Here is a 10,304-nt window from a genome sequence, read left to right as displayed (position 1 = left end):
TTGCTTTCGTCTTTAAGGAGGCCCTCTTGATATCATTGAACCACTTGTGACGGAGACGGGCACCTCTTCGTAGTCTAAGCTGCGGCGTTCAGGTGGATACTGAAGATGTGGACGACCGACATCGATCCCCTTCCCGAATTCAGAAGCGAAAACATCGCACAACCAAAATTGATACTGGCGTCAGCGTTCGTTTAGCCTATTGGAAGGCAACCTTTGAAAGGAATAAAAATGGCAGCCTCACAGACGCTACCTGAATTGATCGACGCAGCACACAGAACCGCCAAGGCTGCGCAAGATCGGATTTCAGAAATCTTGGAACTTGCGGAAGGCCAGAAGCTGTCCAGCGCGCAAATCAAGGAAATAACATCTGAAACTGTAGCGATTGAATTGGCTGCAGTAGATATTTTCACCGTATTTGAAGCACGGATGCAGAGCCATTTCAAACGTGGACCGCTGTCACGTAAAGTAAAAGCAGCGCTTTTGAATGCTGGGCATGTTGACCTCGCCGATAGACTTCACCAGCACTATCTTGCGATCAATGTTCTTAAGCATGGCACAGGCCCGAGCCATCGTGAACTGCTGAATAATAAGAGTGGAATGTTCGCTGTTCGTCAGCCAGTTGACGATGAAGCCCAATCTGAGGACATCACCACGGGTTTGATTGATGTCACGTCGCAGAACTTTTTTAACGGCCTCGTAGAAACCATTCTGGAAGCCTACCAGTTTCTTAAAAATAGATAGAATTGGCATTCACTCACGGCACAGAGCTGCCGTTAGACGGGTGTCTATAATACTGCATTGCAGTCCGACCAAGCCGTCGTTGGCTGCCGCGCTAAAACTGAGTCTGCCCGCGGATTTCCGCCGGGCTTTTCCCGCTGACGTGTTCACAAGGGAACTGAACACAGCCACTGCGCCCAGTAATTCAAAACCCTTGCACCGCGCGTCTTGCAACTCAGGTCGTTCGGGTGGTTCTATTGCCACTTGGCAACATCCAATCTGGGATCAAAAGACAGCCGATCCGCATATTTCACCGCAAACGCCCGAATGTGGCCTTCGACACCGCGCCCGGAATTCACCAGACTATTCTGAAATCAGACGCTGAGAAAAGCATCATACCGGCTGAAAACTTCAGCCGGTATGATTTTCACGCATGCTCGGGTGATCTTCGGATCAAGCGAAGAGGAAGTCCGAGACGTTCTCAACTTCGTAGATTTCCCCAAGTGCGGAGGTGTTCGGACTGGACACGAGATAGAGCGAGTCTGTTTCGCTGTCATAGGATGTGTTGGACCAGTAGATATTGCCCGGCACCCCGAATTGCAGGTTTACGTTGTGCATCACGTCATTCTCGATGTCATAGGCCCGGCTGACAACACCGCTACTATAGGTGCTGCCGATGAACAGGAAATCCTCGACCACGAAAGCAAAGCCGACTGTGCCAAGGTTGATGTTCTCTGTTCCGATGACCGAGTTGGTCGCCGAGTCAAGTTCCGCCAACTGCCAAGTACCACTGTTGGAATAACGGCTGAGCGCATAGACGTCATCCCCGTCGTTCATCACGTTCATGGCGTTGTAGCCGCCGTAGTTGAAGCCCGTGAAATCAGCCCCTGGGTTCACCGTCAGTTCGGTGTTCATGGCACCATTGGTCGCATTCCAGAACCCGACATCCCACGCGCGCGCAGAAGTGGCGCTGAAGTCGCTACCGTAGAGCGAAGAGCGGCCGATCAACTGATCGTCATGTGCAGCGAAGTAGGTTCCGACGATATCCGAGGGATAGTTGATGTCGATCTGGTTGCCGAGGCTTATGGTCTGGGAGTAGGTTCCCGCTTCAAAGTTGGCGGCGTCGTCATAAACGCGCACATAGTTTTCGTTATATCTGTGAATGCCTGCTGACTCGTAGACCTTGCCGCTTACGCTGTCGAAGGCAACGCCGCCAAAGTTCTGATAGCCCCCGGCGTGAGCGGCGTCATATGTCAGCCCGCGCACGTAGTTGATCGCGATCGGCGTCGCCGCAGTGTTCACCGTAAACCCGTCTGCGACTGGATTGACGTTGAATGCTACAGATTCCGTCGCCGATCCGCCCATGCCATCTTCGACCTCAAAGATAAACTCGTCAGCACCGAAATAATCTTCGTCTGGCGTGTAGCTAAAGCTGCCATCCGCGTTCATATCGACGGTCCCGTTGGCGGCACCTTGGAAAACGCTGAAATTCAGCGCATCGCCATCAACATCCGTCGCCGACACAATCCCCGTCAGAACCGTGTCCTCATCGCCTATGATAATCAGTCCCGCCTGCGCAACCGGATCATCATTGACCGCTGCGACCTCAATCGAAACGGTCGCAGTATCAAGGCCGCCCGCGCCATCGGAGACCTGATAAACAAAGCTGTCAGGTCCGTAGAAATCATCATTGGGCGTGTAGGTAAAGCTGCCGTCCGATTGAAGCAGGACCGACCCGTTGGCCGCATCCGTCAGCACCGAATAGGTCAGCGTATCGCCATCCACATCCGTCGCCGACACTACTCCACTAATGACAGTGTCTTCATTGCCGGATACCATCCCAGCGGCGGCCGCAGGCGCATCATTGGCACCGTGGATGACGACCGTAAATGCGGTGCTGTCGGAAAGCCCGCCAGCATCGCTGACCGCCAGCGCATAGGTCAAGGTTACACTTTCACCAAGTTTCAGATAGTCAAAGACCGTCGCAGCGGCGGCAAAGGTCATGTCTATTGCGCCAGCGTTGGATCCTGCCGCCTTTGTTACCGCCCCTAAGGATACCAAGGCTGCAAGCGCCGCAGCATCAAGCGTCAATCCAGCAAGATTACCCGACGCACCTGTATTTGTCACAGCCGCAGTATGTCCGACTTCGGCCAGATCCACGTCCGTAAAGGCAACAGCGATGTTTGCCGTAATCGCTGACGAATCCGTTGTTTCATCAACATTTGTCAGTGCAATCGCAGAGATCACCGGCGCTTCGTTCACATTGGTCACGAAAATTGACAGCGATTGGGTATCCGTCAGGATAGCACCATCAGAGACCACGACAGTGATGTTATAGGCATCTGGGCGGGCCTCAAAATCAGGCGGGGCTAGGAAAGTCAGAACGCCCGTTACGGCATTGATCGAAAAAAATCCGGCGTCATCGCCCTCGCTGATGGAATAGGTCAGGGTATCCGAACCATCATTCAAAGAATAACGATCAATCGCCATGACGGTCGTTACCGACGCAACACTGTTTTCTTCAAAGTTGATGATCGCGGTCGCATTGCCGTCATTTGACGTGATGACTGGCGCAATTTCGCCAAGGATCTCATCTAGCATTTCATTCAATGCATCTTGGCCAGCTGCAGAAAGATCACCACTTGCCAAAAGGTTCTCAATACTTTGAAGAATCTCGGCAGGCGGTTCGTAGCCCATGCTGACAGCTTTTGCATAATTATCTAAGCGTTTTTGTTTTTCAATCTGATTGAAATTCAGTGATTCAATTGCATTCTCAAACGGATTTGTAAGGCCATTAATACTAGGCATTTTTTTCTCCCATGTGGATTTGTAATCATTTATTCGGTGAAGTTCAGTATCAGCTGGATACAGGTCCGCAAAAGCGGGAACACAAAAATTCAGTTTGGGTTAGTTCTGGGTCTGATGTTTATCAAAAAACGCGACTTTTCTGTCGAACTATTCAAAATCTCAAAGCAACATAAAGAACTATAAAAAAATTGGCGCTAAAATAGATTTTCTGAAATACTCAGAAATTCTCAGTACGTCTTAGCTCCTTGGTGATCAACTTTACGAGCATCGGGCGCGCGTTGGCAAGAAGTATTCCTTTATCTCCAATAAGATACTCGGATTTCGGGAATGTGATCGCGTTCTTTCATCCTTGGGTGTTTTGCCAGACAAACACCCGTTGAGGCGGGCGATGCGTTCGCGCAATTTTCGATCAGGACCGCGCGCCGCTTCCCTATATTTTAAGAAACTGCCATAAACCATCAGCCCAGTGGTGATGAAGTATGACGCGTCCCATCGGCGCGCCAACATATCGTGGCCACACCACACATCCGGACGCTAAAGGGCAGGCCGCTCGTGAAACCGTGATCAGAACCCGAGCGCGCACAAACCGCACCGCAAGCCCCCTGCCCGCCGCCTACAGCCGCAGGCTTGCACCAAAGATTTTGGATGTCTTGATGGGGCGACGCATGTCTGAAAAGGATGCTCACAAAAATTATTGCGTAAAGCATATCTTTTCCTTTACCCTTGATACCGAAGAATAAAGCCTTGGCTTTGAAATTTCCGGAGAGTCAAAATGGCCATCAAAACAATTAACGCCCCGGTCGGGAAGCAAGGTAAATCCGGCAATGCCAAGCTGGTCAAAAACAGCGCGTCGGACATTGTTGTCTTGCGCCGGATGTTAGTTGCCAATGGTCACACGGTGCCCGAGGAAGGCGGATTTGATGCGAAACTGGGAGCTGTTATTATCGGGCTCCAAAAGAAAGCAGGCATAAAACCACAAGATGGTGTCATCCTTCCCGGTGACCCTGTTTGCAAAAAACTTACCTCCAAATATGTGGTTGCCGAAAAGCAGGCCAGCAACGTCAAAATGATGACGTTCAAGATCGGGAGCACGAAATATGAAATGTCTCCTGCTGATTATGAGGCCGCAAAAGCAACCCTGTTCAAGAAAATCACTGCACCTACCCAAAAACTGATCTCGCAGGTCGACATGACGATGGGCCGGTATCAATTTTATCTCGACACCGCGATGGTCAAAGAAGGCATTGCGATGGCAATGGTCCAGGCCTCGATCATGACCATTGGTCGTATTGATTTCCCTGACGACAAAAAAATGATCAAGGCGCTTGATGCAAAAAATACCCTTGAACGCAGCCTGCGCAGCAAGGATTTGGCGCTGTATTGCAAGGCCATGCGGACTGCGGAACGCGATATCAATGATTTTGTTGATGAATTCCGGAACTACGCCCAGAAAATGGATCGCAGCGGCAAGGCCATTCAGGGCAACTTGAAGGTCGTCAATTCGGTTGCCTTTACCGCCGTCGAGATCTTGGCCGTCCCTGTCGTGATGACGTACACCAGACTGCCCCCCGACAAAGCCTATCTTGCGTCCAAAACCGCCGTTGCCGGAGTTGAATCACTAGCGACGGACTTGGGCAAACTTGTTGCCGGACAAAAGGTAACCGCTCAGGGGTCACTGGGTAGAGTTAGCTATGCCATGGCAAAGGAACTGGTCTTTGGCTGGTGCGGCGGCAAGATCCAGTTCAAAGGCACAATGCTGACCCGCATGATGAAAGTATTGGGCCCGGCCATAACCAAAGCCTTTCCGTTTATTCCCAAAGGCATGGCCGCGAATTTCGCAGCCCGCTACATTCAGGGCTTTGGTGAGGAATCGCTCAAGGCCGTCATGGAAGCGTTGGTAAAGGGTGTGGAAGGCTGGCTTAAGGCTGGCAAACCGCCAAGCAAGGCAGAAATCAACAAGCTGTTTGACGAGGTGGTCATGAAGGCGGTGCTTGGCGGGCTTGGGAACAACCTTGGAAAATTCAATTCGGCCTGGGCTGCCAAAAACCAGGTCATTTTGCGCCATAAGATGATCCCGATGGCCCTGAAGAAGATCGATTCAGACACCGTTCTTTCGGACAGCCAGCGTGAAATATTGATAAAGAAGGTAATGTCAAAGCTGCAAGGCACAGTCCTTTCAAAGGGGTATACGGCTGTATTTTCAGAGGCCACAGGCCATGAGAGCGCGAGTGCCCTAACCGCAAAGGCCGAGAACGCGCTGAAATCCGATCGCAGCATTACTGCCGAGATCGAAGATATGATTGAAGCGGAAGTGAAATTGCAAAAGAAATCCGGCAAATAGACATCTTTCATTTTGCATACTTAAAACCAGTATAATTCAATCTCACGCCTGCACGCGGCTATTGATTTGGCAAGATGATCCGGTATTTCCCGATCTGTCGAAACGGGCCAATTCTGATAATCGTAAAACCAGTGATTTCGCTTGTTAATTCGGCCGTGAAAAGACAAGGGAAGCGTGAATTCGAACACCTTTGTGTTTCAATGGTGTGTCACGGCCTCTGATCCGGCAATGACATCAAGCATGTCGGCGGTCGTTTATTCCTGCCGCGCTATCCGTTCCTTACGGCGCAATTTTTCAAGCCGTTCGTAAATGTTGCGCGCCGCCCGATTAGCACAAGTGTTCCCCGCGCGCCTCGTAAATCGCGAACCGGTCCCATGATGCACGTGTCAGAGCCGCCAACAAAACCGTTTTCCGACCTGACCGCGCCAACAACCGGCGTGCCTTCAGAAGATGCTGGCCATGACATTGGGACGTTCGCGGCTCAGGCGGGCTGCACGTTCTTTCCTGAATGCCTGAATGTCCGAAACCGCGATGTCGTCCAAATGTAACCACGAGACCGCCAGAAGCGCCACCTGCACAGACAGTGGCAAAGGGTCATATTCCAGTTGGGCCAAAATCGCCCGCTTGCCTCGGCCATGCACAATTATATTGCCGATACGTGCATCGCGCCATGGCTCCGAAACGCGCGAAAATCTCAGGCTCGAAATACTGCGCATCGTCCAGCTTGGGGCATACGCGTCATGATCAAGCTTCTCGCTTGGAAAGTTGACGGAACGCGGATCGCGCCATTTGACCCGAAATCATTGCAACCCGCCCGACCGATCTCCGTCATGGAACTAAACCGGCAGAATGACATGGCATGAGAGCACAGAAAATTTCGTCGCCTTTGGCGCAAGGTTAGGACCCGCGCAGCGGATCGGCCAAATCCCGAAGCGGCCCGCCTCGGCGATCTATCCGGATATTTCCGCACGAGGGCGGAGCGTATTCATTGATGCAGGCGATATGGGGCGTCAGGATGATATCCAGATGCGCCCGGATCAGTTGCTCGGCCCCAGCAGCCGTCTTTTTTCTCGGCCTTCAATCAACGCTGCACGGTGCAGTTGCAGGCCTCATGCCACCACGAACAAGCACCGCTGACATTGGCAACTGATCGATCAGATCCTTATTAAGGATATTTCGTTTTATGTCGGTCAGCGGCAATAGACACAGCAGGGTATCGAGCTGCGCGAGGAAGGGGCCAAGCCCGCCCTGCCCATAAAAGCTGGTCAAGCCAGCCATGCCGTGGGGGTGCGCGGTATCATGCAGGGTCAGTGTGGGAATCCAAGGCATCACGCACCCCATCACCGATGAAATTATGACTGGTCACAGCCATTGCGATGGCAATGCGCCGCACAACCGCAAGTCAAGGAACGGTGGCCAGATATTGCTGCACAAAGTTGAGCAAACTTTGCAAAGGGGCTGAATGCCGTAGCCGAGAAAACTTATATGTGCCTCGAGCAGGATGGCGCGCGCAACGGTCAGAGTTGAGCGACGATGATCGGGCCGATCGGCTTGGGCAGCAATTGGCGGAACATGATATGCATGTTGCTGAAGCCCAGCATCCGCCCCGCCGAGATGAATTCGCGTTCCCGCAGCGATTTCACTTCGGCCTCGACGATGCGCGCGATCTCCATCCAGTTGAAGACGGCAATGATGATCACCACCGGACTAGGATTGATAAAGGCTGCCAGTGCCAACAGCAACCGTCCGGCAACGTCGCGCCCCAGCGGATCAGCCCCAGAATAATGATCCCTCTTAGAGGGGACTGGAACTGTTCAGGCAGGTCGATGTACGGGCAGCCATTGCCAAGCGATGGCGCGATCATTCGGGGGCGCGGTACATGGCGATAGGCTGGTGAAAAACATCATGACCACCGTCTGTGGACAGATTGTGTCTCGCAAGGTGATAATGCGCAATGCGGCACTTTCGGGCTCTGTCTCCGCCCTTCAACCAGATGCGGTTGAGTGACAAGGATGCAACCAGTCTGGCAGACTGCCTAACAAGCGCCGATCAGGTCAATAATACCCGATCCAGCGGGTATTAAAAAAGTCGATATCCCCGCAGCGGGCCCCGCATCCACACTCCTTCGGCAGTGGAATATGGGGATTACAATGGTACGCCCGTCAGGGCAGCCAGAACCGCCCATCCGGCGATCTCAGAGAGCTTTTGCAGCGCGCCCATCACATCCCCGGTCTGCCCACCGATCTGTTTCAACGCCAGAACAGACACACCGGCACCGCAGGCCAGCACCGCACATAAAGCCAGAATTGCCGGAAGTAACCCAGCCGAGGCCAGCCCAGCAAAACCGATTGCAGCTGCGACAAATGCATTTCCCAAAGATACCGATTTGACCGTTCGCCCCAGCCCGTCTGTTCGAGCAGGCGGCATCCACCTGAGCCAGAGCGGCAAGCAGCCCCGGCTTGCCATCGACAGACCAATCGCCGCTGATATCACAAGGGCCGGATCTTCAAGTCTGGCAATTAGGCTGACGTGGATCGCCACCGCAAAGATCAATGCAAGAACGCCATAGCTGCCGATGCGGCTGTCGCGCATAATATCAAGCTTTCGTTGCTTGCTGTGCCCGCCGCCGAAACCGTCAGCCATATCGGCCAATCCGTCCTCGTGCATCGCCCCTGAACACAGGGCCAGCACAGCGACCAGCCCAAGGGCTGCCACCTGCGCCCCAAGTCCCGCAGCATACAGCAGCAGATAGGCAAGCGACGCAGGTACGGACACGGCAAGCCCCGCCAACGGCCATGCCCAGCTTGATGCGCCCATCGCGGGGACAAAGTCGGCAACGCGCCCGACGGGAAACCGGGTAAAGAGTAGAAATGCCAGTTTGAATTCAGCCAGCCGTCGCGACAGCATCACCCGTCCGCCACGCCAGCCTCGGCGAATGTGGACATACCGCCATGGCAAGCCACCGCAGCCCTAAGAACCCCAAGGGCCAACGCCGCCCCAGACCCTTCGCCAAGCCGCATGTCGAAATCCAGAACAGCGCTTTTCTGTAACGCCCCCAGCAGCTTGCGGTGACCCGCTTCGGCGCTGAGATGGCCCACCAGACAGTGATCAAGGCAGGCCGGATCAATCGCGTAAAGCGGTGCAACAGAAGCCGTGCAAATGAACCCGTCAAGGATCACCGGAATGCGGGCCAGACGGGCGGCCAAGACAGCGCCGCAGATCGCTGCCTGCTCGCGGCCGCCCAAAGCGGCCAGTATCGCGGCCCCATCGCCGCGAGAGTTGTCATGGCGCACAAGGCCCCGTTCGATTACGTCAATTTTGCGGGTCACACCTGCGTCGTCAGACCCGGTCCCACGCCCCACCCAGTCTTTCACATCACCGCCAAAAACCGCTGCGGCCAATGCGGCGGCTACAGTCGAATTGCCGATCCCCATTTCGCCAAGGATCAAAATATCGGCATCCGCCGCCACAGCCGCAGCGCCTGCATTCATGGCGGCAACCGTGTCTTGGGGGGACATGGCCGGATCATTGGTGAAATCGGCCGTCGGCCTGTCCAGTTCCAGATCAATGACCGACAGATCAGCACCGTTGACCTTGCAAATCTGGTTGATGGCTGCGCCGCCCGCCTTAAAGTTCTGGACCATCTGGGCTGTGACTTCTTGGGGAAAGGGGTTCACATTCTGCGCGCAGATTCCATGATTACCGGCGAAAACAATGGCCTGCGCCTTTGCGATCTGGGGCACCGCCTGACCTTGCCATCCCGCCATAAAGATAGCGAGTTCCTCAAGACGGCCCAGCGATCCGGGTGGCTTGGTCAGGGTATCCTGCCGCACGCGCGCCGCCTGATCGGCGTCCCCGTTCGAGGTTGGCAAATCCTGCACAAGTTTTGTCAGATCAGACAAATCTCTCAGGGGAAAAGTAATATGGGACATTCAGAATAACCTTTGATTGGGTGGCTTTTGGCAATGCGGTACAGGGTTTTGCAGACGAGAAATGCTATCCCTTAAGGCTAAGAGGCAGGCCGCAGGTCACCAGCAGGACGGCATCTGCGACTTCGGCGATCCTTTGGTTCATGACGCCGGACGCATCCCTATAGCGCCGCCCCATGTCAGACATCGGGACAATGCCCCAGCCGACTTCGTTAGTGACCAGAACAACCGGGCTTTGCTGGGTCTGCAGCACCTCCAGAACCTCGGACAATTTGGCATCCCAGTCCAGTTCGGCCAAAAAAAGGTTCGACAGCCAAAGCGTCAGACAATCGACAAGCCGGATGCCCTGGCCGTCGGTCCGTACCAAGGCACCACACAGATCAAGCGGCTCTTCGATCGTTTGCCAGCCGTCCCCGCGTTGTATTTTATGCGCGGTGATCCGGTCTGCCATCTCGTCGTCCAGCGCTTGACCGGTCGCGATATAGATCGACGACAAACCAGACGCCTTT

10 protein-coding genes are annotated in these 10,304 nt (G+C 54.0%); 3 read left to right on the top strand and 7 right to left on the bottom strand.

The features are described from left to right. The first annotated feature begins 228 nt into the window (after positions 1–228). Positions 229–741, top strand: coding sequence for a hypothetical protein (locus ABYT07_RS16070; protein ID WP_372993048.1), 513 nt, complete (start codon positions 229–231; stop codon positions 739–741). 429 nt (positions 742–1,170) lie between these two features. Here the strand turns inward: ABYT07_RS16070 and ABYT07_RS16065 are convergent, their stop codons facing one another. Next, positions 1,171–3,414 (bottom strand): tandem-95 repeat protein, encoded by a 2,244-nt coding sequence (locus ABYT07_RS16065; protein WP_372993047.1) that lies wholly within the window; start codon positions 3,412–3,414, stop codon positions 1,171–1,173. Positions 3,415–4,004: 590 nt separating this feature from the next. Between ABYT07_RS16065 and ABYT07_RS16060 the strand changes: the two genes are divergently transcribed. Then, complete coding sequence (locus tag ABYT07_RS16060) at positions 4,005–4,265, top strand: hypothetical protein (RefSeq protein WP_372993046.1); 261 nt, start codon at positions 4,005–4,007, stop codon at positions 4,263–4,265. Positions 4,266–4,297: 32 nt separating this feature from the next. Further along, positions 4,298–5,866 carry a hypothetical protein gene (locus ABYT07_RS16055; protein WP_372993045.1) on the top strand — a complete coding sequence of 523 codons (1,569 nt, stop codon included), beginning with the start codon at positions 4,298–4,300 and terminating at the stop codon, positions 5,864–5,866. 443 nt (positions 5,867–6,309) lie between these two features. On the opposite strand, the gene ABYT07_RS16050 is transcribed toward ABYT07_RS16055, so the two are convergent. From ABYT07_RS16050 to cobU, 6 genes are all read right to left on the bottom strand, one after another. Beyond that, complete coding sequence (locus ABYT07_RS16050; protein ID WP_372993044.1) at positions 6,310–6,582, bottom strand: hypothetical protein; 273 nt, start codon at positions 6,580–6,582, stop codon at positions 6,310–6,312. Positions 6,583–6,943: 361 nt separating this feature from the next. Then, entirely contained in the window at positions 6,944–7,195 is a 252-nt protein-coding gene (locus tag ABYT07_RS16045; protein ID WP_372993043.1) for a hypothetical protein, read from the bottom strand. Positions 7,196–7,383: 188 nt separating this feature from the next. After that, positions 7,384–7,602, bottom strand: a complete 219-nt coding sequence (locus ABYT07_RS16040) for an ABC transporter permease subunit (protein ID WP_372993042.1) — start codon at positions 7,600–7,602, stop codon at positions 7,384–7,386. A gap of 409 nt (positions 7,603–8,011) precedes the next feature. Further along, positions 8,012–8,773 carry an adenosylcobinamide-GDP ribazoletransferase gene (locus tag ABYT07_RS16035; RefSeq protein WP_372993041.1) on the bottom strand — a complete coding sequence of 254 codons (762 nt, stop codon included), beginning with the start codon at positions 8,771–8,773 and terminating at the stop codon, positions 8,012–8,014. Continuing rightward, on the bottom strand, positions 8,773–9,798 hold the full coding sequence (gene cobT, locus ABYT07_RS16030; RefSeq protein ID WP_372993040.1) for a nicotinate-nucleotide--dimethylbenzimidazole phosphoribosyltransferase: 1,026 nt from the start codon (positions 9,796–9,798) through the stop codon (positions 8,773–8,775). Before cobT ends, ABYT07_RS16035 begins: the two co-directional genes overlap by 1 nt. A 64-nt stretch (positions 9,799–9,862) precedes the next feature. After that, positions 9,863–10,304: bifunctional adenosylcobinamide kinase/adenosylcobinamide-phosphate guanylyltransferase (gene cobU / locus ABYT07_RS16025; RefSeq protein ID WP_372993039.1), on the bottom strand; the 442-nt coding region annotated here is incomplete at its 5' end.

Origin of the sequence: Sulfitobacter sp. (assembly GCF_041552635.1) — a bacterium.
Classification (GTDB): domain Bacteria; phylum Pseudomonadota; class Alphaproteobacteria; order Rhodobacterales; family Rhodobacteraceae; genus Sulfitobacter.
Note: the sequence above shows the minus strand (reverse complement) of the source record. Positions and strands in the feature narration are given on the sequence as shown.

What these genes read in the sequence shown, in the direction of transcription:
- ABYT07_RS16070 (WP_372993048.1), top strand. Translation starts at nt 229, where the DNA reads ATGGCAGCCTCACAGACGCTACCTGAATTGATCGACGCAGCACACAGA.
- ABYT07_RS16065 (WP_372993047.1), bottom strand. Translation starts at nt 3,414, where the DNA reads ATGGGCTACGAACCGCCTGCCGAGATTCTTCAAAGTATTGAGAACCTT.
- ABYT07_RS16060 (WP_372993046.1), top strand. Translation starts at nt 4,005, where the DNA reads ATGACGCGTCCCATCGGCGCGCCAACATATCGTGGCCACACCACACAT.
- ABYT07_RS16055 (WP_372993045.1), top strand. Translation starts at nt 4,298, where the DNA reads ATGGCCATCAAAACAATTAACGCCCCGGTCGGGAAGCAAGGTAAATCC.
- ABYT07_RS16050 (WP_372993044.1), bottom strand. Translation starts at nt 6,582, where the DNA reads ATGCGCAGTATTTCGAGCCTGAGATTTTCGCGCGTTTCGGAGCCATGG.
- ABYT07_RS16045 (WP_372993043.1), bottom strand. Translation starts at nt 7,195, where the DNA reads ATGCCTTGGATTCCCACACTGACCCTGCATGATACCGCGCACCCCCAC.
- ABYT07_RS16035 (WP_372993041.1), bottom strand. Translation starts at nt 8,773, where the DNA reads ATGCTGTCGCGACGGCTGGCTGAATTCAAACTGGCATTTCTACTCTTT.
- cobT (WP_372993040.1), bottom strand. Translation starts at nt 9,798, where the DNA reads ATGTCCCATATTACTTTTCCCCTGAGAGATTTGTCTGATCTGACAAAA.